Source organism: Vibrio porteresiae DSM 19223, assembly GCF_024347055.1.
In the GTDB taxonomy this organism is placed as follows: domain Bacteria; phylum Pseudomonadota; class Gammaproteobacteria; order Enterobacterales; family Vibrionaceae; genus Vibrio; species Vibrio porteresiae.
Genome location: NZ_AP024895.1, coordinates 669,916 through 694,329, shown reverse-complemented (window position 1 = coordinate 694,329; position 24,414 = coordinate 669,916). Strand labels below are relative to the sequence as shown.

General features: G+C 44.6%; 19 protein-coding genes. 7 read left to right on the top strand and 12 right to left on the bottom strand.

From position 1 onward, the window contains the following. Nucleotides 1-47: 47 nt before the first annotated feature. The 3 genes from OCV11_RS03245 to radA all read right to left on the bottom strand — a co-directional run bounded on the left by OCV11_RS03245 (nucleotide 48) and on the right by radA (nucleotide 4,164). Nucleotides 48-200: a hypothetical protein gene (locus OCV11_RS03245; RefSeq protein WP_261894963.1), complete on the bottom strand. Its 153-nt coding sequence runs from the start codon at nucleotides 198-200 to the stop codon at nucleotides 48-50. A gap of 171 nt (nucleotides 201-371) precedes the next feature. Beyond that, nucleotides 372-2,459 (bottom strand): elongation factor G, encoded by a 2,088-nt coding sequence (gene fusA, locus OCV11_RS03240; RefSeq protein WP_261894962.1) that lies wholly within the window; start codon nucleotides 2,457-2,459, stop codon nucleotides 372-374. Between the two features lie 328 nt (nucleotides 2,460-2,787). After that, nucleotides 2,788-4,164, bottom strand: a complete 1,377-nt coding sequence (radA, locus tag OCV11_RS03235; protein ID WP_261894961.1) for a DNA repair protein RadA — start codon at nucleotides 4,162-4,164, stop codon at nucleotides 2,788-2,790. 284 nt (nucleotides 4,165-4,448) lie between these two features. On the opposite strand from radA, the gene OCV11_RS03230 reads away from it, so the two are divergent. Next, entirely contained in the window at nucleotides 4,449-6,791 is a 2,343-nt protein-coding gene (locus OCV11_RS03230) for a PilZ domain-containing protein (protein ID WP_261894960.1), read from the top strand. A 99-nt stretch (nucleotides 6,792-6,890) separates the two neighbouring features. Here the strand turns inward: OCV11_RS03230 and serB are convergent, their stop codons facing one another. Next, nucleotides 6,891-7,871 (bottom strand): phosphoserine phosphatase, encoded by a 981-nt coding sequence (gene serB, locus OCV11_RS03225; protein WP_261894959.1) that lies wholly within the window; start codon nucleotides 7,869-7,871, stop codon nucleotides 6,891-6,893. Nucleotides 7,872-7,974: 103 nt separating this feature from the next. On the opposite strand from serB, the gene OCV11_RS03220 reads away from it, so the two are divergent. After that, nucleotides 7,975-8,601, top strand: a complete 627-nt coding sequence (locus OCV11_RS03220) for a YtjB family periplasmic protein (RefSeq protein WP_261894958.1) — start codon at nucleotides 7,975-7,977, stop codon at nucleotides 8,599-8,601. A gap of 67 nt (nucleotides 8,602-8,668) precedes the next feature. Here the strand turns inward: OCV11_RS03220 and deoD are convergent, their stop codons facing one another. The 5 genes from deoD to OCV11_RS03195 all read right to left on the bottom strand — a co-directional run bounded on the left by deoD (nucleotide 8,669) and on the right by OCV11_RS03195 (nucleotide 14,590). Then, the gene (gene deoD, locus OCV11_RS03215) at nucleotides 8,669-9,391 is read right to left on the bottom strand and encodes a purine-nucleoside phosphorylase (protein ID WP_261894957.1); all 723 of its coding nucleotides are present in this window, start codon (nucleotides 9,389-9,391) and stop codon (nucleotides 8,669-8,671) included. 42 nt (nucleotides 9,392-9,433) lie between these two features. Continuing rightward, nucleotides 9,434-10,672: a phosphopentomutase gene (locus OCV11_RS03210; protein WP_261894956.1), complete on the bottom strand. Its 1,239-nt coding sequence runs from the start codon at nucleotides 10,670-10,672 to the stop codon at nucleotides 9,434-9,436. 33 nt (nucleotides 10,673-10,705) lie between these two features. After that, entirely contained in the window at nucleotides 10,706-12,025 is a 1,320-nt protein-coding gene (deoA, locus tag OCV11_RS03205) for a thymidine phosphorylase (RefSeq protein ID WP_261894954.1), read from the bottom strand. A 59-nt stretch (nucleotides 12,026-12,084) separates the two neighbouring features. Continuing rightward, a complete protein-coding gene (gene deoC / locus OCV11_RS03200) occupies nucleotides 12,085-12,864 on the bottom strand; it encodes a deoxyribose-phosphate aldolase (RefSeq protein ID WP_261894953.1) in 780 nt (259 codons plus the stop codon). Between the two features lie 457 nt (nucleotides 12,865-13,321). Then, the gene (locus OCV11_RS03195) at nucleotides 13,322-14,590 is read right to left on the bottom strand and encodes a NupC/NupG family nucleoside CNT transporter (protein ID WP_261894952.1); all 1,269 of its coding nucleotides are present in this window, start codon (nucleotides 14,588-14,590) and stop codon (nucleotides 13,322-13,324) included. A 902-nt stretch (nucleotides 14,591-15,492) separates the two neighbouring features. Here OCV11_RS03195 and OCV11_RS03190 point away from each other — a divergent pair. The 4 genes from OCV11_RS03190 to OCV11_RS03175 all read left to right on the top strand — a co-directional run bounded on the left by OCV11_RS03190 (nucleotide 15,493) and on the right by OCV11_RS03175 (nucleotide 20,254). Then, nucleotides 15,493-16,488 carry a BMP family lipoprotein gene (locus tag OCV11_RS03190; RefSeq protein WP_261894951.1) on the top strand — a complete coding sequence of 332 codons (996 nt, stop codon included), beginning with the start codon at nucleotides 15,493-15,495 and terminating at the stop codon, nucleotides 16,486-16,488. A 126-nt stretch (nucleotides 16,489-16,614) separates the two neighbouring features. Then, on the top strand, nucleotides 16,615-18,171 hold the full coding sequence (locus OCV11_RS03185) for an ABC transporter ATP-binding protein (RefSeq protein ID WP_261894949.1): 1,557 nt from the start codon (nucleotides 16,615-16,617) through the stop codon (nucleotides 18,169-18,171). A gap of 2 nt (nucleotides 18,172-18,173) precedes the next feature. After that, a complete protein-coding gene (locus tag OCV11_RS03180; RefSeq protein ID WP_261894948.1) occupies nucleotides 18,174-19,289 on the top strand; it encodes an ABC transporter permease in 1,116 nt (371 codons plus the stop codon). Continuing rightward, complete coding sequence (locus tag OCV11_RS03175) at nucleotides 19,289-20,254, top strand: ABC transporter permease (RefSeq protein ID WP_261894947.1); 966 nt, start codon at nucleotides 19,289-19,291, stop codon at nucleotides 20,252-20,254. Before OCV11_RS03180 ends, OCV11_RS03175 begins: the two co-directional genes overlap by 1 nt. A gap of 104 nt (nucleotides 20,255-20,358) precedes the next feature. Here the strand turns inward: OCV11_RS03175 and OCV11_RS03170 are convergent, their stop codons facing one another. From OCV11_RS03170 to OCV11_RS03160, 3 genes are all read right to left on the bottom strand, one after another. Then, nucleotides 20,359-21,126 (bottom strand): TatD family hydrolase, encoded by a 768-nt coding sequence (locus OCV11_RS03170; RefSeq protein WP_261894946.1) that lies wholly within the window; start codon nucleotides 21,124-21,126, stop codon nucleotides 20,359-20,361. Between the two features lie 2 nt (nucleotides 21,127-21,128). Beyond that, nucleotides 21,129-21,902, bottom strand: coding sequence for a peroxide stress protein YaaA (yaaA, locus tag OCV11_RS03165; RefSeq protein ID WP_261894945.1), 774 nt, complete (start codon nucleotides 21,900-21,902; stop codon nucleotides 21,129-21,131). Nucleotides 21,903-22,016: 114 nt separating this feature from the next. Further along, nucleotides 22,017-23,450, bottom strand: coding sequence for an alanine/glycine:cation symporter family protein (locus tag OCV11_RS03160; RefSeq protein WP_261894944.1), 1,434 nt, complete (start codon nucleotides 23,448-23,450; stop codon nucleotides 22,017-22,019). A gap of 715 nt (nucleotides 23,451-24,165) precedes the next feature. Here OCV11_RS03160 and OCV11_RS03155 point away from each other — a divergent pair. After that, complete coding sequence (locus OCV11_RS03155; protein WP_261894943.1) at nucleotides 24,166-24,345, top strand: DUF3545 family protein; 180 nt, start codon at nucleotides 24,166-24,168, stop codon at nucleotides 24,343-24,345. The last annotated feature ends 69 nt before the right edge of the window (nucleotides 24,346-24,414 follow it).

Here is a 24,414-nt window from a genome sequence, read left to right as displayed (position 1 = left end):
TCACACTTTCTGTGGCACTATCTCTTCATTAGATAGCCAACTTGGTGTTAAGCAATCCAGTTAATACTGATTGCGCCTACGACTGCGCTTGCTGCTGCCCATAGAGTGACTACGCCAAAAAGTTCTTTTGCGGTTTGACGCCAAGTTGAAGCTTGAACTGTTGTTGTTTGTTGTTGAACTGCATTGTTGTAAGTATTCATAATAATCTCTCTCACTGCTGATTAATTAACCAGACACAGATCACTTTATAGCCAAAAGTGTGACCTAAATCAAGTTACTTTGTGGTTATTTTTCGATCATTTTAAATCTTACCAATATAAAAAAAGCCCCTCGAAAGGGGCTTCTTATCAATAGCTGTTCAAAAAGAACAATTATTTCTTAGCGTTACGCTCTTTAACTTCTGCGATAACTTTTTCAGCAACGTTAGCTGGACATGGTGCGTAATGATCGAATTCCATAGAGAACTGACCACGACCAGAAGTCATAGTACGTAGTTGACCGATGTAGCCGAACATTTCAGATAGTGGAACGTTAGCTTTAATACGAACACCAGTAGCACCAGCTTCTTGGTTACGGATCATACCGCGACGACGGTTCAAGTCACCGATTACGTCACCAACGTTATCATCTGGAGTGAAAACGTCTACGTGCATGATAGGTTCAAGAAGTTGTGGACCCGCTTTAGGCATTGATTGACGGAATGCGCCTTTAGCAGCGATTTCGTAAGCGATTGCTGATGAGTCAACTGCGTGGAAGCTACCATCGAACAGTTCAACTTCAACGTCAAGCACTGGGAAGCCAGCCATTGGGCCTTCTAGCATCATGCTTTCGAAGCCTTTCTCAACTGCAGGCCAGAATTCTTTAGGAACGTTACCGCCCACAACAGTTGATTTGAAAGTAAAGCCAGTGTTAGTTTCTCCTGGTTTGATACGGTAGTCGATTTTCGCGAACTGACCTGAACCACCAGACTGTTTCTTATGCGTGTAGCTATCTTCAACTGGTTTAGTGATAGTTTCACGGTAAGCAACTTGAGGAGCACCCACTTCTAGTTCAACGCCGTAAGTACGTTTAAGGATGTCCACTTTGATGTCTAGGTGAAGTTCACCCATACCTTTCAGGATAGTTTCACCTGAATCTTCATCAGTCTCAACTTGGAATGATGGATCTTCTGCAACCATTTTACCGATCGCGATACCCATTTTCTCAGTTGACCCTTTATCTTTAGGTTTAACTGCGATAGAGATTACTGGAGTTGGGAATACCATTGGCTCCAAAGTAACAGGGTGTTTAGGATCACATAGAGTGTGACCTGTTTGAACGTTCTTCATACCAACGATAGCGATGATGTCGCCCGCTTGAGCGGAAGTTAGTTCGTTACGATCGTCAGCTTGCATTTCAACCATGCGGCCAACACGTTCAGTTTTACCAGTGAACGAGTTCAGGATGGTGTCACCTTTGTTCAATTTACCAGAGTAAATACGAACGAAAGTTAGTGCACCAAAACGGTCATCCATGATTTTGAATGCTAGCGCTTTGAATGTTTCGTCAGCAGAAACGATAGCGTGTTCGCCAGTTTCGTTGCCTTCTTCATCCATTAGAGGTTGTGGTTCAACTTCTTGAGGAGCTGGTAGGTAATCTACAACAGCGTCAAGTACTAGTTGAACACCTTTGTTTTTGAACGCAGAACCACAGTAAGTTGGGAAGAATGCTAGGTCACGAGTACCTTTACGGATACAACGTTTGATGTCTTCGATTGAAGGTTCTTCACCTTCCATGTAAGCCATCATTAGATCATCGTCTTGCTCAACAGCAGTTTCGATCATTTCTTCACGGTACTGTTCAACGTCGTCAACCATGTTAGCTGGTACGTCTTGGATAGTGTAGTTTTCTGGAAGACCAGAATCATCCCATACGTAAGCTTGACGAGTTAGAACGTCAACAACACCAACGAAATCTTCTTCTACACCGATAGGTAGAGTCATTACTAGTGGAGTTGCAGCAAGAACGTTTTTAACTTGGTCAACAACACGGTAGAAGTCTGCACCCATACGGTCCAGTTTGTTAACGAAGATAATACGTGAAACTTCTGATTCGTTAGCATAACGCCAGTTAGTTTCTGATTGAGGTTCTACACCACCAGAACCACAGAATACACCGATACCACCGTCAAGAACTTTCAGAGAACGATATACTTCTACTGTGAAGTCAACGTGTCCAGGGGTGTCGATAACGTTTAAACGGTGACCTTTCCAGAAACAACTTACTGCAGCTGATTGGATTGTAATACCACGTTCTGCTTCCTGAACCATGAAGTCGGTAGTTGATTCACCGTCATGAACTTCACCAGTTTTGTGGATCATACCAGTTAGCTTTAGGATACGCTCAGTAGTGGTAGTTTTACCCGCATCAACGTGCGCGAAAATACCAATGTTTCTGTATTTCGATAAATCAGTAGTCATTGTCTTACTCTGTTAATAAGGTATAAAGTGCGCGCAGAGTATACCATAATCTTTATAGACTGATAGTCCTGCGTGCAGATTCCAAAAAAAAAGTTTGTTGGTTTTTTCAGCTCATGATCATTTCGCGAAATAAAAGAGACATTTCTTGCAGAGTTCTGCACTTAAGAACATTTATCCTTCATTCTGTCGAATTTGTCATAAGCCATGAACGAAAATTTTTCGTTCGCTGTCAGTGAGGAAGTATAGACGAAGCAGTTTACCTGTTTGTCTCCACCTCCACTTATTTTATTCACTGTGAAATATCCGCGCGAGCATACAGGGATTTTAATCAAAGTTCATCAAATGCTTCGATTGCTTCTGATAATTTTTTAACTCCGTGTATTTCCATGCCTTCAATCCCATGTTTCGGCATATTGGCAAAGGGGACGATGGCTTTACGAAAACCGTGCTTATAGGCTTCGTTTAATCGCTCTTGGCCACTTGGCACTGGGCGAATTTCACCAGCTAGCCCGACTTCACCAAACACCACTACATCTTTGGGTACTGGGCGATCACGAAAACTCGATAGCAATGCCACCAATAGCGCTAAATCTGCGCTGGTTTCAGTCACTTTCACGCCGCCAACCACATTGACAAACACATCTTGGTCAGCCATCTGAAGTCCACCATGCTTATGTAAAACCGCAAGCAACAAAGAAAGGCGGTTTTGTTCCATCCCCACAGCAACACGGCGTGGATTGGCTAATTGGGAATAATCCACCAGCGCTTGAATCTCAACCAACAATGGTCGAGTACCTTCCCACACCACCATGACTGAACTGCCCGAAGTCTCTTCTTCGCCACGTGACAAGAAAATAGCCGATGGGTTTTTCACCTCACGCAATCCTTGCCCTGTCATAGCAAAAACGCCTAATTCGTTAATCGCACCAAAACGGTTCTTATGACTACGCAGTGTTCGGAAACGCCCATCAGCATCACCATCCAGCAATACGGAACAGTCAATAATATGCTCAAGTACTTTAGGACCTGCCAGTGTGCCATCTTTCGTTACGTGACCAACAATAAACACCGACACGTTGTTTTGCTTGGCATAGCGAGTCAAGGCAGTGGCTGATTCACGAACTTGTGCCACGCTACCCGGAGAGGATTGCACATCAGAGACATGCATTACCTGAATCGAGTCAATGACCATGATCTTAGGTTGTTCTTTTTCGGCAATTTGGCAAATGCGATCAACATTGGTTTCAGAGAGCATTTTTAAATTGTCTTTAGGTAACCCCAAACGAGCTGCACGCATCGCCACTTGTTGTAACGACTCTTCACCAGTGACATAGAGCGTTGGCATTTGTGAGGAAAGGTAACACATCGTTTGTAGAAGTAAGGTCGATTTACCCGCACCAGGACTACCACCGATAAGAATCGCCGCACCAGGGACAACCCCACCGCCAAGCACTCGGTCAAATTCCTTAAAACCACTAGTAAAACGAGGCACCTCTTGCAAATCTATTTCAGCAAGCGTTTGTACTTGAGACTCTACAGCACCCGCATAGCCTGTCAGTCTTTCATTGCGAGCCACTTGTGGTGATGCAGCTAAGCGAACTTCCGTGATGGTATTCCACGCACCACACGCATTACACTGCCCCTGCCAACGGGGAAAATCAGCCCCACATTCATTACAAACGTATGCACGCTTTGCTTTAGCCATGAATCCTCTATTTTTCTCACAAAAATGACAATAGTAACTTCTTAACCAATAATAAGACGGATGATGCCGATGAAGCTATACCCAAATGACGTCACCATCAAAAGGGCAAGTTGCGACGTGCTTATCTGACGTTACTGATTGCAAGCGTAAAATAACTGCTTTAACTGTCAGCAAATTTGCTCTATTTCACCGAAACAAAATCGCGATGTTATTTGGGTATATTACTAAAGATATACTGATCTAAGCCGATGAACTAACTGAGACAATGACTCTAACAGAATAGTATGCAGCAATCTGAAATACTCTCTTTAGCCGAACGCCTAATATCGGCCTATTATTCAGCGGATCTTGAGTACCTTTTGGGTCAATTAACCCAAGGGGAATCGCCCTCTGTCAAACTGCTCGTCAAAATGGAGCTCAATCGCATCATGACGCCATGCTACAAGAGCGTCGACTTGCGCGGGCGAGTGAATGGCGAGTGTCGTGAATATGAGATCGAAGGTATCACCCACTGGCTCGACGATGTGGCATTTAACGCTTATCACAAAAGTATTCGCAAATACGGATCATACACGGAAGGCGTTTGGGAAGCGCTCAATAATACGCGCAACAACTTTCGTGTGATGCAGCAACGTGGCACGCCGCAGAAAGAAGTGGACACCAAAAGTTCATTCTTTGACGCCGACCCAATTAAGCTCGGATACGATTTGAAGCGATTGGAAAATCGCATGCGTATTTCCACTCAAATCGAGATCCACCTTGCCAATAAACAGCAGGTGGTACATGGCTTGAGTGTCGATTTATCCACCTCTGGTGCGCGCTTTAAAGTGCCCTCTTTCTTCGATTACAAACTCGGCGAAATCATTACGGTTCGCTTTGTCGAACTGTTCAAAGAATACGAAATATCCGGTTTGGATGCGCAGATTGAGTACCGAATTCTCGCTGTAGATGAATCCTATGACAATGATGCCATTAAGTTTTTAAGGGTATTACGCCTTAGTGAAACCGATGCTATTGATCGGGTGATTGCCGAATCCCTGTCCAACAATCGCAAAAAAGCGACCCACGATAATCAGGATAAAATTATTCGTGCCCGCACTCGCGCTTATGAACATGCCTATCTTAAACACAGCTGCTCATTGCCACTCTTTTTTAGTGGTAATGAACTGAAGATCGCGTTAATCACCGAGAATAACCTGCCGCTCTGGCAATACTGGCACGATGAACGTAATCAACAAGCGCTTGGCACCTTATTCAGTGAACAAAGAATGGCAACGTTAACTAAGCCCGGCATTCACGATAGCAATAATGTTCTTTATGCGTTTAAACACGAATATAAAGACAAAACCCTATTTTTCTCGATGATGATGCCAGAGGCAAAACCCGATGAACGCAAGCTGTTTTGGCATATTGGGGCCAAACGCGACAGTTGGAAGGTATTTCGTCTTTGGATGTTCGAGCTATCAACTGACGAGCGACGCGCTTTAGCTAGCCACAGTGAAGAGCTATCTCAGCGCTCTCGTAACCTGACACATTTTGGTATCTTGCAAGAGATCAGTGATCTGCAATCTGCCCATGATTATCTGTTTGTGGATAAACCCGATTTAAGCAGCAAAGCGATTAACCCATTTTGTCACCCACGCAAAGTGCACGGTATGCCAATGGGGGTGTATTTCGATGCTCGCTCGCGCCGCAAAGAACCTCGTTATCATTTTCGTACACCATTAACCTTGATTGACTCCGAAGGGAAACGCTATTCCGGTTTTACCGTCGATATGTCAAAGCGTGGTTTAAGCGTCATTGTCGAAGAGCCAATTTCAATGAAGGTGCAGGACAAAATCACTATCGATTTTGATGAGCTCAAGCTTTATGACAAAGATTTGCCGTTAGACAGTGTTCCCTATCAGCTGATCCGCCTTAGCCCTGAAGGACGACGCGTGCAACTGATGCTCGAAGAGACCTCGAGTACCATGAAAATCATCGCGTTCTTTAACAGCGTTATAGAACACAATCGCGACAAATTACTGCAAAAACCGGAAATTCTTCCTTCATTGGAATTGCTAGAAAGTCTGCACAATATCCTTCTGGATAAGATGGTGAGCTCACCGATTTTTGTGGATAAGAGCACCCGCAATCTTCGCCCTAAGGTGATTGGTGTGAATTACCCATTACCGCGTCATATTGAGTTTTTAGCCAAATTGGGCCAAGAGAACAAAATCTCGCTTGAACCGATTTTTAAGGGGCACACCAATACCCTACTGGCCAATCCGATGAAACGCATCGATGGTGTAGAGCCTCAATTCAACGAGCTCTATATTTCGATTCTGAAGTTTGGCAATCGGGTCAAATCGATAGAAACTCGTTTGCTCAATGAATTTGAAAGCACCCAACAACGCATTGAGTTCATTCGAAATGCGCAGAACATGGGCGAGATTTTTGTACTACGGATTGCATCGGCTCCAATTTTCGATGCGTTCACAACCTTATTGAGGCAAGACTTAGATGAGCTGGCCCAAATCAGCATGCCCAACGCAACAGCATTGGAAAAAGAGATTACGGCACTAGCTGGGTATGGCGAGATAGTTGATGTAACTGACGAAGTCATTATGCGCCTGCAGCTCAATTAGTCCTTTAAGATCCTCAATTCAAGAGACACGAAAGGCCACTTAAGTGGCCTTTCGTTTTCACTGCGTTGACTAACAGGGTACGGTACGAAAATCGGACGATTACGGTTTCGCTTGCCAACTGAGTTTCTGACGTTTTACCAACCCAGCAGATAAAATACACAGCACACCGCCTAGGCCAATATAACGAATGGACGCTTGCGCTTTGGCATAGACTTTAGGCTTTGCATGATAAGCGATCCCTAAACCCGCAGCGGCCATCATTACCAGATCATTAGCGCCATCACCAATAGCAACGGTGTTATGCGCTTCAATGCCATATTGAGCAGTCAATTGCTGCAAGATATCCGCTTTGGTTTGCGCAGACACCACACCGCCTAATACTTGCCCCGTCAGCTTGCCATTCACAATTTCTAGAACGTTTGACTGGGCAAAGTCGAGATTTAAGCGCTCTTTAAGATGATCGGAAAAATAGGTAAACCCACCGGAAGCAATCGCTGTTTTCCACCCAAACTGCTGCAGTGTTGTCACCATCTCACCAAGATCTGGCATGAAAGGAATGCCTGAACGAACCTCATCAAGAATGCTTTGTTCTGCGTCTTTAAGTTTGCTGACGCGCAAACGTAAGCTCTGCTCAAAATCAAGCTCACCTTGCATGGCCCGTTCGGTCACAGCAGACACTTCGTCGCCCACTCCGGCCAATTTTGCAATTTCATCGATACATTCAATCTGAATCGCAGTCGAATCCATATCCATCACAATCAGCCCCGGCTGAGTTAGGTCTGGAACATCATGGATATTGGCATACTCAATTTTCAGTTCTTGCAGAATGGCTTCTTTGTCCGCATCCAAATCACCAGACATCAACGCTACTTCATAAGGGCCAACTTGCCAAATATCTAAAATGGCGTGCTTTTCTCGCGCGTAAAAATCGAGGTCAATAAACAGTTGAGGCGCTAAGTGTTCACCAAAGACAATCCAATTGGCTCGTTTGCGCTCGATAGGGTTAACAATTCGAGTTTCAGGAAACCGTTGAATAAGAGAGGGATGTTTTTTTATAGGTAAAGTCTTAAAAGCGTCCATGTATACTATCCTTAATTGGGAGAAATGAACGTTAACCTATTGCAATTTAAAAACGCAAGTCCCAATATTGGCCAACCCTTAATTTTTGATTAGGTGAAAGTTTATGAATGGCTCACTATTCTCGTTCCGTGTAGTGATGCGTCTCTTTGCTGTCATTGCCGTTGCCGTCATGTTTGTGATCACCATCACTAACAGTGTCATTATTAGTAAAGGTAACGAACGCATTCAAGCCAACCAGTTAGAGACTCTAACCAAAGTATTGATCACTCAGGCCGCCATGACTGCCAGCAGTATGATTGCCGACCAAGATCAAGAGCGTCTCTTAGCTCTCACCAATCAACTCGCGCAAGATCGTTTGGTATTTGATGCCGCTATTTACGATGCTGAAGGGGTAAAACTGGCCTCTAGTGACAACGCTATGAGTGTTCGTGAAGTGTTGGGGTTAGATACCCCATTGCACACAGCCAGTATTGGTCGTCAACAGCTTGTTGAACCCGTCATGCATGATGGGGATATTATCGGCTTCGTACGTGTCACGTTTGAAACTGGCAAAGTGACCGCAATATCAGACCATCACTATCGCAAAAGCGACCGCTACATGTACCTAATGGTATTAATGAGCTTTGTTAGCGGCGTATTGATTACGCTGCTTCTGCGCAAGAAAAAAACGATTGTCCGTCGTGGTGAAAACCTGCTACTGAAAAACGTATCTCAATCGCCACAGGCTTAAAGTGCTATAAATTAGCGATAAAAAAACCTCAGCATGCTGAGGTTTTTTTCGATTCAATCACGGCTTATTACGCGTCTTTATCGCCAATAAGAACCGATTCAAGAGCGATAACAATCATGTCATTGAAAGTTGTTTGACGCTCTTCTGAAGTGGTTTGCTCGCCAGTTTTAATATGGTCTGAAACAGTACAGATAGTCAGCGCTTTAGCACCGTACTCTGCAGCCACACCATAGATGCCAGCCGCTTCCATTTCTACGCCAACAATACCGTATTTGTCCATTACATCGAACATATCTGGATCTGGAGTGTAGAACAGTTCTGCAGAGAACAAGTTACCTACTTTAACTGCCGTACCTTGCGCTTTTGCTGCTTCTTCTGCTGCACGAACCATCTTGTAATCTGCGATAGCTGCAAAGTCATGACCTTTGAAACGGATACGGTTTACTTTTGAATCCGTACATGCACCCATACCGATTACCACGTCACGGACTTTGATATCAGTACTTACTGCACCACAGCTACCAACACGGATGATTTTCTTCACGCCGTAGTCTTTCACGAGCTCAGTCGCGTAGATAGAACATGAAGGGATGCCCATGCCATGGCCCATGACAGAAATTTTGCGACCTTTGTATGTACCAGTAAAACCGAACATATTGCGTACGTCACAAACCTGAACCACATCTTCTAAGAAGGTTTCCGCAATATATTTTGCACGTAGCGGATCGCCAGGCATAAGAACAACGTCAGCGAAATCACCCATTTCAGCGTTAATATGTGGAGTTGCCATAGTTTTGTTTCCTTTATAATTTAAATATCAAGCACATCAACTCTAAGCTGATGGAGCTTGGTGTAAAAACGATTGACCATAATCCATAGGCGACAGCTCAAAATAGCTCGCCAATGATTGACCAATATCAGCAAAAGTATCCCGTAGCCCTAATGAACCTGGATTCACTTTCTGCCCGTAAACGAGTACAGGGATATGCTCACGAGTGTGGTCAGTCCCTTGCCATGTTGGATCGCAACCGTGATCGGCGGTTAGAATCAATACATCTTCCGGAGCCAACAGCGATAACAATTCAGGTAAACGAGCATCAAAATATTCGAGAGCTTGTGCATATCCTGCCACATCACGACGATGGCCGTAAGATGAGTCAAAATCAACAAAGTTGGTAAAGACAATCGTATTGTCTTGTGCTGCTGCCACTTGCTTTAGCGTGGCATCGAACAGCGCGGGAATTCCCGTTGCTTTCACTTTGTCGGTAATACCGCAGTTAGCGTAAATATCAGCAATCTTACCAATCGATACGACTTTACCCTGCTTCTCACTGACCAATTTTTGCAACACAGTCGCCGCTGGCGGCTCAACCGACAAATCTCGACGATTGCCTGTACGTGCAAACTGACCTGCTTTGGGACCAATGAATGGTCGAGCAATCACGCGACCAATATTGTAATCCTCTAGCTCTTCACGAACGATTTGGCACAGGGTCAATAAATTATCTAAACCAAACGTCTCTTCATGGCACGCAATCTGGAATACCGAATCGGCAGAAGTGTAGAAGATTGGTTTGCCTGTTGCCATATGCTCTTCGCCCAAATCATCTAAAACTTGGGTTCCTGATGAATGACAGTTGCCTAAATAACCAGGTAACTGCGCCCTAGCAACAATGCGCTCTAATAACTCTTGGGGAAAGCTCTCGGTTTTGTTGGTGAAGTATCCCCAATCAAACAGTACCGGAACGCCAGCAATCTCCCAGTGACCTGAAGGTGTGTCCTTACCTGAAGATAGCTCAGCTGCATAGCCATAAGCACCAATAATGTCGGCTTGTTTATCCAATCCGGGAGCAAACGACCCCGTCGATTCTTGATGAGCTAGGCCCAATCCCAACTTGGATAAGTTTGGCAAAGTCAGCGCTCCGTGACGATGTTCATTATCGGCATGGCCTTGGGCACATTGCTCAGCAATATGGCCCAATGTATCAGCACCCACATCACCAAACACATTCGCATCGGCTGTTGCGCCAATGCCAAATGAGTCTAAAACTAAAATAATGGCTCTTTTCATTTGTTTCTATTACTTCCAGTCGTCACTCTGACACTACGCGCGCAGATAGCGATAAATCATCGGTAAATTTGGCGCCGTATCGCTAATGGTAACGGCTTTAATTAACTGCTGTGCAGCGTTCTGCCAATCTTGCTCATTGTTAGCATGTAACATAGCGATTGGAGTTTGAGCATCAACGCTATCGCCAAGTGCTGCAAACTGATCCATGCCGACAGAGTAATCAAGCAGATCATCAGCAACGCGACGACCGCCGCCCAAGCCAACGACTGTCATGCCAATCGCCCGCGTGTCCATCGCACTGATCACGCCGGACTGTTGCGCAAATACCGGTTTAATGACATTAGCCTTAGGTAAATAGCGCTGCATGTTGGCAATGAGATCGTTTGGTCCACCCAGCCCTGCCACCATACGCTCAAAACGTTCGGCAGCACTGCCATTATCAAGCGCCTGCTGCAATGTAGCCTTGGCGGACTCGCTATCTTTTGCTAATCCGCCAAGAACAAGCATTTCAGCCCCTAGAGCCAGTGTCACTTCCGTCAAACGAGGGTTACGATATTCGCCCGTGAGAAAACGAATAGCTTCACGAATCTCTAACGCATTACCAGCTGACGATGCCAACACTTGGTTCATGTCGGTCAGTAATGCACTGGTGCGAGTTCCGGCACCATTAGCCACTGACACTATCGATTCTGCTAGCTCTTGCGACAATTCATACGTCGGCATAAACGCGCCCGAACCCACTTTTACATCCATCACCAAAGCATCTAAACCAGCAGCAAGCTTTTTCGACAGAATAGATGACGTAATCAAAGAGAGATTATCTACGGTCGCAGTAATATCTCTTGTCGCATAAACGCGTTTATCGGCTGGAGCCAAATTGCCAGTTTGACCGATGATTGCCACGCCCGCTTGTTTGGTGACTTGTGCAAATTGTTCATTATTGGGGGTGATGTTATAGCCAGGTATGGATTCCAGCTTATCTAGCGTCCCACCCGTATGACCTAGACCTCGTCCAGAAATCATCGGTACATAACCACCACAAGCAGCGACCATCGGTCCTAAAACTAGCGACGTTAAATCACCTACTCCGCCGGTGGAGTGCTTGTCCAGCACTGGACCATCAAACTGCATTGGAGCCCAATCTAGTACCATTCCGGAATCACGCATGGCACACGTCAGCGCAATTCGCTCGGGCATGGTCATTTCACGAAAATAAATCGCCATCGCAAACGCGGCGATCTGTCCTTCAGAAACGCTATTATTGGCAACACCTTGGATAAAGAACTGAATCTCTTCAGCACTTAGAATCTCGCCATCACGCTTTCTGCGGATAATTTCCTGAATTAAAAACATGAGATATCCCTATTTACATCCCGATAGTTAGGCGAAGTCATAACTCCGCCCATACTTTCTTAATAAGCCGCTGGATCAGCCGTTTGATCGGTGGCTTCTAGGGTATTCAACAGGTTGGTAAGTAGGCTTGAAGCACCAAAGCGGTAATGGCGACTATCAACCCAAGAGTTACCTAAAATCTCATCAGCCATAGCAAGGTAGGCCTGAGCATCTTCCGCAGTGCGAACACCACCCGCAGGTTTAAAGCCGACTTTGTCTGCTACACCCATATCACGAATCACTTCTAGCATCATGCGAGCCGATTCAGGTGTCGCGTTTACTGGCACTTTACCTGTGGATGTTTTGATGAAATCAGCGCCCGCGACGATAGCGATGCGAGAAGCCGCTTTAATTAAGGCTTCTTCTTTTAGCTCACCGGTTTCAATAATGACTTTTAATAGCACCTTGTCGCCACACGCAGCTTTACACTGTTTCACCAATTCAAAACCGCAAGTTTCATCACCAGCGATAAGAGTACGATAAGGGAATACCACGTCCACTTCGTCTGCGCCGTAAGCAACAGCAGCCTTGGTTTCAGCCACTGCGATTTCGATGTCATCGTTACCGTGTGGGAAATTCGTCACAGTCGCAATACGAATGTCAGGTGTTCCTTGTTGTTTTAAGGTCTTCTTAGCAATAGGAATAAAGCGAGGATAGATACAGATAGCTGCAGTGTTCCCTACCGGGCTTTTCGCATCGTGACAAAGTTGAATCACTTTCTCATCGGTATCGTTGTCATTTAAAGTGGTTAAATCCATTAATTTTAGTGCACGTAAAGCCGCCGCTTTTAAATCGCTCATTTCTATCTCCGATCAAAATAATTCATTAAGTCATGCTAATACCTAAGGTACATCAGCACACAATGAACGGACTTGGTTCCTTGAAGAATCCCTCAGTGAGAAGATCGCTATCCCTAGCACCGCACAGTACCTAGTGGTCTGCTAATTTCAGTTGCACCGTCATCATCCTAATGACAATACAACTGGATTTGCTCACGAGATTCATACTGTGGCGCCGCATACCTTAGCGCTCTTAGGTACGAATCCCTAGCAGTAAGAAAAACGCAAACGGTTTGGATCTCAAAACCCTTACGTTATCTCAGTGGTTTTCTATTGCGACAAACCTAGCATCGAGCCTTAACTATTTGTCACATCAGAAATTAAAGAGTTTTCCATTCCCCTAAAACTAAAAAACCCCGCAGCAATCACTTGCTACGGGGTGTAATTAGGCGGCGTCTATATAAATTAGCTCAACTAATTATAGAGACAAGAAGAAGCCAGCAATGGTAGCTGCCATCAAGTTAGATAGCGTACCAGCGGCTACTGCACGCATACCAAAACGTGCGATGTCGTGGCGACGATTTGGTGCCAATGGACCAAGACCGCCAAGCAGAATAGCAACAGATGACAAGTTCGCAAAACCACATAGAGCGAATGAAATGATCGCCTGAGTTTTATCTGTCATTGGTAGACCAGTTGTTGCAACAACGTGGTTTGCTGCGTCTTTAACGTATGGTACGAAGTCTAGGTAAGCAACAAATTCGTTTACTACCAGTTTTTGACCAATGAAAGAGCCAGCAAGAGTTGCTTCACTCCAAGGCACACCGATAAGGAATGCAACAGGAGAGAACACCCAGCCCAATAGCATTTGTAGTGATAGGTCGCCCATACCGAACCAACCACCGACACCACCAAGTACGCCGTTAACCAAAGCAATCAGACCAACGAATGCAAGTAGCATTGCACCGATGTTTAGCGCAAGTTGCAGACCCGTTGCTGCGCCGCTTGCTGCTGCATCGATTAAGTTAGCTGGTTTGTCTTCTTGATCCGCTAGACCTTCTTCAAGAATATTGTCGTTTGGCTTTTCAGTTTCTGGCTTGATGATTTTTGCAAATAGAAGACCACCAGGAGCCGCCATAAATGATGCTGCTACCAAGTATTCTAGAGGTACACCCATTGATGAGTAACCAGCAAGAACACCACCAGCAACAGAAGCCAAACCACCACACATTACTGCAAACAGTTCAGATTGAGTCATGCGTGAAATAAAAGGACGAACAACAAGAGGAGCTTCAGTTTGACCAACGAAAATGTTTGCCGCTGCAGAAAGAGATTCTGCACGAGAAGTACCCAACGCTTTTTGTAAGCCGCCACCAAGAATGCGGACAACCCACTGCATAACACCTAGGTAATAAAAAACAGAGATCAACGCAGAGAAGAAGATAACAGTTGGTAGAACTTGGAAAGCAAAGATAAAACCGATGCCATCGACAGAGAAGTTAACCAAACTTCCGAATAGGAAGCCGATACCGTCTTTACCGTAATCGATAACGTGTTGCACGCCAGCTGAGAAACCAGCTAGTACATCACGACCCCATGGTACGTATAAAACGAAACCACCGATAATAAATTGGATAGCGAAAGCGCAACCCACGGTTCTTAAATTGATAGCTTTGCGGTTATCAGAAAGTAACACTGCAAACGCAATGAGTACGATCATGCCGACTAGGCTCATAAACAGGCTCATAGTTTATGATTTCCTTCCAGGTTAGTAGTTGGTGTTGGACACTGAATAATTTCGGGCACGGATTATACGCACGACTTTATTAAAAGTAATGAGCTGCTCACGCTTTTATGAACAGATTTATTAGCATACATCTCTATTTGAGAGTTTCATCACGGTAAGTTTAAAAACGCCTGCCAAATCCAACCTAAGAATAACCTATATTTAACATTTATTTTTCATTTTTCCTTGTTGCGCTGCAACCGTTTGCGCTCCATAAAATTCGACACGTTAACGATTGTTTAATTAATCTTCTCTGCATAATCGCTACAAGTTTCTATCGAGTTAGTTTGTTCTACACCACCAAAACATGAGTGTCTCGTCACACTAGTTGGCACGCATTTTTCATAAGTGAGCAGTTGGATTACGAGAAAGCGCACAAAACGGGTTGTTTAAATGGCTACATCAGCCTTTAACTTCCTTGTTACTTTCCCTGTTGAATAAGACCTTTGATGATCGCTTGGAAACTTAACGCACAAGTGCTTATTGACGCTCGATTGCACCAATTTAGTGAAAAACGCACCAATTTGTGCAAAAGAAACGTTTGCATTCAATAAAGTCGCTCAGATCACATTTTACAATCTCTCATGTTAAAAATTGTTATCAATAGAAACTTAAATTTAACATTTGAAATGAATAAACTCGTTTATTTAATAAAAAAATGTGACTTGATGTGAAGTAATCCACTTTTTTTTTCTAAGCAAACGATAAACTGATTCGCTATTTGTATCCATGACGACGCCTAGAACGACTCCCCATTTTGGGGCAAATCTCGATAGGTTTTGGGATACAGTTTTCTTAACTACACACGTTTTCAATCTGGATTGAAAACATAGACAGTGGCATTGCAACATAGGGATTTCATTGTGAAAAAGTCCATTTTAAAGCTCACAACACTTGCACTAGCAGTATCTTCTTTTAACGTATTAGCTGCCGCAAAACCTGCTGTTATTTACGATACAACAGGTAAATTTGATAAATCATTTAACGAAGCCGTTTACCAAAATGGCGTTAAAGTCATGAATGCTGAAGGCAACGAGGTTCGTGAATTTGAACCACAAAACGAAGCTCAACGTGAACAAGGTCTGCGTCGTTTAGCAAGTCGCGGCTTTAGCCCTATCGTGGCAGTTGGCTTCAACATGGTATCGGCAGTTGACAAAGTTGCGGCAGAGTTTCCTAAGATTCACTTCGTCGTACTTGACTCAGTCGTAGACAAACCAAACGTTCAATCTATCGTGTTTAAAGAACAAGAAGGCTCGTTCCTTGTTGGTGCGATCGCCGCAAAATACTCAAAAACTGGTGTAGTTGGCTTTGTTGGCGGCATGGATATCCCTCTTATTCGTAAATTTGAGTGCGGCTATGAACAAGGCGCGAAATTTGCGAATCCTAAAATCCAAGTACTACAAAACATGACTGGTTCAACTGGCGCTGCATTTAATGACCCAGCAAAAGGTTCTGAATTAGCTAAAGCTCAATTCTCTAAAGGCGCTGACGTAATTTACGCAGCAGCAGGCGGTACAGGTCTTGGTGTTTATCAAGCGGCTGCAGATGCGGGCAAATACGCAATTGGTGTGGACTCAAACCAAAACCACATCCACCCAGGCACCATGCTAACGTCTATGGTGAAAAAAGTAGGCCAAGCTGCTTATAAGAGCTGGCATGCTGAAATGGACGGCACTTGGAAACCAGGTGTTACTGTTCTGGGTCTAGAAGATAACGCTTTAGATTACGCAATTGACCAATACAACAAAGATCTGATCACTCCTGCAGTGAAAACCTATGTTGATGGCCTTAAAGCCGACATTATTGCTGGAAAAATCAAAGTTCACGATTACACTACAGATAACACCTGTAATTTCTAACTTTATGATTTTATAGAAATAATAAGCACGCCGCTCTTGTCAGCGGCGTGTTGCTATGCAGCTCTTGATAAGCAACAAACTGCATTATTATTTCATTCTTTTCGCTTATTTTCAGGAAGTTATCTCGTGACTCAAGCTCAAAATTTCGCCATAGAGCTGCAGAAAATCGACAAACGTTTTGGCGCGGTGCATGCCAACAACAGCATCGACTTACAAGTTCCTGCTGGCACTATCCATGGCATCATTGGAGAGAACGGTGCTGGTAAATCAACGTTGATGAGTATCATCTACGGCTTCTATCAGCCTGATTCAGGTCACATGCGCGTAGCCGGACGCTCATATGAACCACACAATTCTCAAGAAGCCATTGCCGCAGGGATTGGCATGGTGCACCAACACTTTATGTTGGTCGACACCTTTACTGCTCTAGAAAACATTATCCTAGGTGCAGAAACAAGCTGGCAACTGAAAGAAAGTCTCTCTTCAGCACGTAAAAAACTCCACCAGCTTGCGAAAGATTACGGTCTAGAAGTGCCACTAGATACGCCTGTTGGTGAACTGCCTGTAGGCATTCAACAGCGTGTAGAGATCCTTAAGGCCTTGTATCGTGATGCCAATATTTTGATTCTTGATGAACCAACGGGCGTGTTGACTCCTCAAGAAGCCGACCACTTATTCGTCATTCTCGATAAACTTCGTGCACAAGGCACCACTGTCATCATCATCACTCACAAACTGCGTGAAGTGTTAGCCATAACCAACAACATCTCGGTTATGCGTCAAGGTGAGATGGTCGCTCACGTTGAAACCTCAGCGACCAACAAAGAAGAGCTGGCCGAGTTAATGGTGGGACGTAAGGTGCGTTTGAAAGTGGATAAAGCACCAGCAACGCCATCACAAGAGCGCATTAAAGTGGTGGATCTATGCTTCACTGACAATTCAGGTGTCCAGCGCGTTAAACACGTCAATTTCAGCGTTCGCGCAGGCGAAGTGGTTGGTATCGCTGGGGTATCAGGCAATGGTCAATCAGAAATCTTGTCGCTACTGTCAGGCATGATGTCACCAACGTCAGGCGAGATTGTACTTAACGAGCATGTGATTAATGCTGATCACCTACTTGATCCGCAAAAGATTCGCGGCATAGGGGTTGGCCATATTCCTGAAGACCGTCACAAGCAAGGCCTAATCAACAAATTCGAAGCACAAGAAGCGTACATTCTGGGCTATCACAATCTTCCTAAATACAACAAAGGCGTGCTGCAAAATAAACAAGCGATTGCCGATCTGTGTTTAGAAAGCATGAACAAATGGGATGTACGCCCAAATGACATCCATCTAAAAACCGCTAACTTTTCCGGTGGTAACCAGCAAAAGTTGGTGATCGCCCGTGAGATGGAAGAAAACCCAGATGTGCTGTTGGTCGGACAACCAACACGTGGTGTGGATATTGGTGCCATTGAATACATCCACCAACAAATCATCGCCAGTCGTGATGCAGGAAAAGCCGTCTTGCTTGTCTCCGTTGAACTCGACGAAATCCTCGCCCTAGCAGACCGAATTTTAGTGATGTTTGATGGTGCGATTGTTGGTGAAGTCTCTGCCGCGAAAGCAGATGAGAAAACCCTTGGTCTAATGATGGCAAATATTGTTCCTGACCATATTCAACAAGAGCAAGGAGAATAAGCATGAGTCAAGTTAAGGTTCCTGCTTGGGTAACCATTGGCCTATTGCCAGCAATTAATGTGTTAGTGGCATTTATTGTCTCCGCATTTTTGTTTATGTACATCGATATTAACCCTATCGATGCAGTCAAAGTCATGTGGACGGGAGCTTTTGGTTACTCAGAAGGCTTTGGTTACACACTCTACTACACCACTGGATTCATTTTCACAGGTCTGGCGGTGGCAGTTGCTTACCATGCTGGACTATTCAACATCGGTGTCGAAGGCCAGTCTTATGTAGGTGGCTTGGGCGTTGGTCTCATCTGTTTAAGTGTAGGCGATGTAGCACCTTGGTACGTAGTATTACCCTGTAGCATTATCGTAGGTGGGCTATTTGGTGCTTTATGGGCATTTATTCCCGCTTATCTACAAGCGAAACGCGGCTCACATATCGTTATCACCACGATCATGTTTAACTTTATTGCCTCGTCGTTAATGGCCTATTTACTCGTTGATGTATTGAAAGCGCCTGGTTCCATGGCAACCGAAACTCGTATCTTTGCCGAGGGTAGCTGGCTACCACAAATGCACGAAGTGATGGGATTATTTGGGATTGATATGGCGCAAAGCCCGCTCAATATCAGCTTTTTCTTCGCGTTAATCTGCTGCTTTGGCGTGTGGTTGCTCATTTGGCATACCCGCTGGGGTTATGAGATCCGTTCGATCGGATCTAATCCATCAGCAGCTTCTTACGCTGGTATCAACTATGTCAAAGTAGTCGTTATTACTATGTTGGTTTCAGGGATGCTGGCTGGCTTCTTTGGCGTTAACGTTCTGCAAGGTGAACTGCATCAGGTTAAACTTGGCTTTGTCGAAGGCTTTGGTTTTACCGGTATCGCGATTGCATTAATGGGCCGTAATCACCCCGTAGGCGTGTTTTTCTCTAGTCTACTGTTTGGTTTCTTATATCAAGGCGGCGCCGAGTTAAGCTTTGAATATGGCGTTGACCGTAACATCGTTGTGGTACTTCAAGGCCTAGTCATTCTCTTTAGTGGTGCGTTAGAACATATGTTCAAACCTTCTCTAGAAAAGCTCTATCTACGCCTCTTTGCTCGTCGTCAAATTGAGGGAGAAGCCTAATGTTTGAAACAATTATTCAAATTCTCGACTCCACTATTCGTATGGCAACTCCGCTGATTCTCGCTGCATTAGCAGGGATGTTCAGTGAACGCTCGGGTGTGGTTAATATTGGTCTTGAAGGTAAGCTGTTGGCCGCTGCCTTTGCTGGCTCGGCAACCGCTTATGTGACGGGTTCTGCTTGGCTTGGACTTGGCGCAGGGATTGGGATCTCTATCCTACTTTCACTGCTGCACGGTTTTGCCTCTATCACTCACCGTGGTGACCAAGTGGTCAGCGGTATGGCGATTAACATTCTTGCCGCAGGTTTAACGGTGACGCTTGGTCGCTATTGGTTCCACCAAGGCGGTAATACTCCAGCCCTTTCTGGGGATGGCCGTTTTGCGCCCATTACCTTACCAGGTGCAGATGCAGTTCAAGATATTCCCGTACTAGGACATATTTACTCTGAACTGCTCAGTGGCCACTCCTTGATCGAATATTTGGCATTCATCATGGTACCAATCTCTTGGTTCATTTTGTTTAGAACTCGCTTCGGATTGCGTTTACGCGCGGTAGGTGAATCTCCAGCAGCTGTTGATACTGCCGGTATTTCAGTGATTAAAATGCGCTACAGTGCGCAGATCATTTGCGGGATTTTGGTCGGAATGGGTGGGGTTTACCTATCGGTAGGACAAACGGCTCAATTCATTCCAAACATGAGTGCCGGTAAAGGCTATATGGCTCTTGCCGCATTAATCTTTGGTAAATGGCGTCCACTTAATGCCATGGCCGCATGTTTGCTGTTTGGTTTCTTGGATGCGCTAGCCATTCGTCTCCAAGGTGTTACCATCGCGGGCGTTGATGTACCGGTACAAGCTATCGAAGCACTACCTTACATCCTTACCGTATTCCTACTTGCAGGCTTTATTGGCAAAGCGATTGCGCCTAAAGCAGTTGGTGTTCCTTACACCAAAGAGCGTGAATAGCCATTAATATTCTGTAGTTGCAGATCAAGAAAGGGGCATAATGCCCCTTTTCTTTTTGTTGTGCCCGTGAAGCCAACTTTGCCACTTGCTTTGGCTCAATCCCATCAATCTAGGTGAAAAACCTCATGGCTGTTTTGCCATAGTCGCTCAACTAACTCCGTCGGATTTTCCTCTCTTAACTCAGCCAAGCATGTTAACACTTGTGGCAAGTGTGCTGGATGATTTGGTTCTCCCTGATAACCATTCAGCGGCATGTCAGGCGCATCGGTTTCTAGAACCAAAGAGGAAAGCGGCAATTTAGCAACACTCTGCCTAGTTTTGTTCGCTCTTGGGTAGGTAATTACCCCACCAATGCCCACTTTAAAACCAAGATCGATGAATGGCTTGACCTGTTCTACGCTACCGGAAAAACCGTGCAGTACACCACCAAACTCAAAACGCGCAGTTTTGAGCAATTTCAACAAACGCTGATGCTGTTTACGACAATGAAGGATTAAAGGGAGTTTATGCTGAGTAGCAAGACTGATTTGCGCCATCAATACGGCTTCTTGCAATGCAGCTGGCACATCAACCACACCATCAAGGCCACATTCACCCAACGCAACAATATTGGCGTTACGTTCGGCTAGGGCTTTATCGAGCGCCAAAATAGCGCTGGAGCTCTTTTCATGCAGAAAGTAAGGGTGCAGACCATACGCACCCCATAACCGCTGAGAATGCGATTGGGTAAGCTGAGAGAGCCTATCCCATCCTCTGGGTTCCGTGCCCGGTATAAGGATTTTTGATACTCCTGCCTCTTGAGCCTTAGCTAACGACCTTTCAATCGGAATAAAAGGCGCGAAATCGAAATGACAGTGAGTATCAAATAACATGATTATTGCTCTTCGCGTTTAAATACCAGTTCAGTCGCTGTGGACTCTTCTGGTACATAGTAATAACCCGCCGTATCGAACTGTTTTAGTTCGTCAATTGAACCAATCTGACGATCAATAATAAAACGCGCCATCATGCCACGTGCTTTCTTCGCAAAGAAACTGATCACTTTGTATTGACCGTTTTTCGCATCTTTGAATATCGGGGTAATAATGGTGCCATCAACCGCTTTCGGTTTTACCGCTTTGAAATATTCGTTCGACGCCAAGTTAACTAAGACATTATCCCCTTGCTCTGCCAACGCTTCATTGATTTTGTCGGTGATAATATTTCCCCAGAATTGATAAAGATTCGTACCACGAGGGTTAGTTAGCTTAGTGCCCATCTCTAGACGATATGGTTGCATCAAATCAAGCGGCTTTAATACGCCATAGAGACCAGACAACATGCGCAGATGCTGTTGGGCATAACTAAGATCATCATCACTCAAGGTTTCCGCTTCTAGACCGGTGTAGACATCCCCTTTAAAAGCAAAAATCGCTTGACGAGCATTATCGAAGTCAAAGTGTGGAGTCCATTGAGCAAAGCGCGCCACGTTGAGTCCAGCGATGTTATCACTGACCTTCATCAGCTCAGCTATCGCTTGTGGAGATAGGGTTTTACACACTTCAATCAACTCAACGGAATACTCGGTTAATTCAGGTAACGTATGACGTTCAGTCGTTAACGGTGATTCGTAATCCAGTGTTTTCGCAGGAGAGACAACAATCAGCATAATGGGCATCCTAATAATTCAGTGTTGAGCAAGTTATTTTATTTACTTAAGGGTACAAAAAAAGCCATGCAGTGTCTGCATGGCTTTTTCAATCTTAGCTATTGCTCGAACCGATTAAGGCTGTTTTGGTGGATTATCCCAAATGCCTTCTTCAAGCTGAGCTTTCAACTCTGGATAGTCGTTCACATCGAAGGTTGGCAACTTACCGGCTTTCAACTGCTTGTTGTAGTCTTTGGTTAATTTCACCACGATACCTGATAGCAGTAGAATCGCAACCAAGTTAACAATCGCCATCAGTGCCATAGAAACGTCAGCCATTGACCATACCGTTGGTAGGTTTGCTAGAGAACCAAACATCACCATGCTTAGGAACACGAAACGAAATACCATTAAACCTTTCTTGTTCTTGTGCTCTAAGAAGATCAAGTTTGTTTCTGCATACGCATAGTTTGCAATGATCGAAGTAAAGGCAAAGAAGAAAATGGCTAGTGCAATGAACGGGCCGCCCCAGCTACCCACTTGCGCACTCAAAGCGCGCTGGGTCAATTCAATACCTGTGATATCACTGTGCGGTACGTATTCCCCAGACATCAGAATGATAGCGACCGTTGCAGAACAGATAACGATGGTATCGGTAAATACACCCAACATTTGCACGTAACCTTGTGATGCAGGGTGTGGTGGATATGGAGTTGCAGTTGCAGCCGCGTTAGGCGCAGAACCCATACCGCCCTCATTCGAGAACAGACCACGTTTAACGCCATTGATCATTGCTTGAGCGATAGCGTAACCAACACCACCAGCAGCAGCTTGTTGGAAACCAAATGCACTCTTGAAAATCAGCGCGATGATGTCTGGTAGTTTCTCAATATTTGAGAAAACCACAAATAGTGCAATCGCAAGGTAAGCTAATGCCATGAATGGAACGATGATTTCAGCAGTACGAGCGATCTTACGAATACCACCAAAAATAACGATACCTGACAGAATTACGATGCCAATACCGATGTAAATTTCATCGAAATGGAATGCAGTGTGAATTGCGTTAGTAATCGAGTTCGCTTGAACTGCGTTAAACACCAAACCAAATGCTAACAGTAGGAAGATAGAGAACAATACGCCCATCCAGCGCATGCCTAGACCTTTCTCCATGTAGTAAGCAGGACCACCACGGTAGTTGCCATCTTTATCGCGAGTTTTATATAGCTGAGCAAGTGCACTTTCTGCATAAGAAGTTGCCATGCCAAGCATAGCAGTCATCCACATCCAGAAAATCGCGCCAGGTCCGCCAGCAGTCAATGCAACTGCCACACCCGCCATGTTACCGGTGCCAACACGAGCAGCTAAGCTGGTACAAAGAGCTTGGAAAGAAGAGATACCAGCACTGTCATCTTTGCGGCTGTTCTTCAAGACAGAGAACATATGGCCGAAATGACGAAATTGAATAAAACCCAAACGCAGTGTGAAATAGATACCCACACCCACTAATAAATAAACAAGAATCGACCCCCAAAGTAGGTCATTCAGTAAGTTAATTAAGTCTGTCACAAGAACCTCTCATAGAGTGTTTGACGCTGTCCTAGCCGTATTCATCGAATGTTTGGAGTACATCGCGCTGCGAAATTTATAAATATTAGGTAGGCACTCCAACCCGAAACATGGCCATGGAATCCGTTCGTGATCATTCAGCGCATTTTTTGACGGGCGGATAATGCAGGCTCAAATCACAAAAATCAATAGGAACCTAATAGCATAAATTTGTTATTTTTTACCGTAAAATCACCAATTATTAACACTCCATTTTCCAACTAAAACGCAATCAACAAACAAGTTTGCAACATTTAAGATACAAGTCAGCATAAAAACTAGGCAATAGCGCGTTAACAGCATGGTTGAATCTCATCCCTTGAGAATAAAGGGATTTCAACGGGGTCAGCCTACCCAATTAGATAAAAAAACTGGCTCAAGTATCGTTCGCTCAAAAAACAATCAGAAAAACTTCACTCTTCTTTTTTCACAACAGTTTGTTAACAAGGTTTTTTTACTGACGAAAACGTTTGCCCATTTCAATCGCTGAAAATTTGTACTACACCAAAGTGGTAAAAATGTGAATTCGAGCTCAAAGTCCGAAAAAAGTTAAAAAAAACGTAACATTTGGGAAACAAACGATGGATAGAGTGATCTCAGTTGTGCTATTTACAGCATTGAGGGAATGACTGAATCACAGTTATCTTGACCACAACAACGCAGATGAGGCTTGCTTATGGATGATATGCACTTCGTAGAACTGTTGGAAAATGAGATTAATAAAATTCGCGCAGCCCGCACTAAACCCGGGAAAAGGATGTGGAGAGAAATCGAAGCAATACGTGATAAGAAACGGCTCGAAAAAGAGCTTATGGAAATGGATGTCTGTCTCGATATCAATGATATTCAGTACTAACCTCAGCTGATTTACATCAGATAAACAAAAGAGGCGTCCTGAGACGCCTCTTTTATTTATCCTATGATC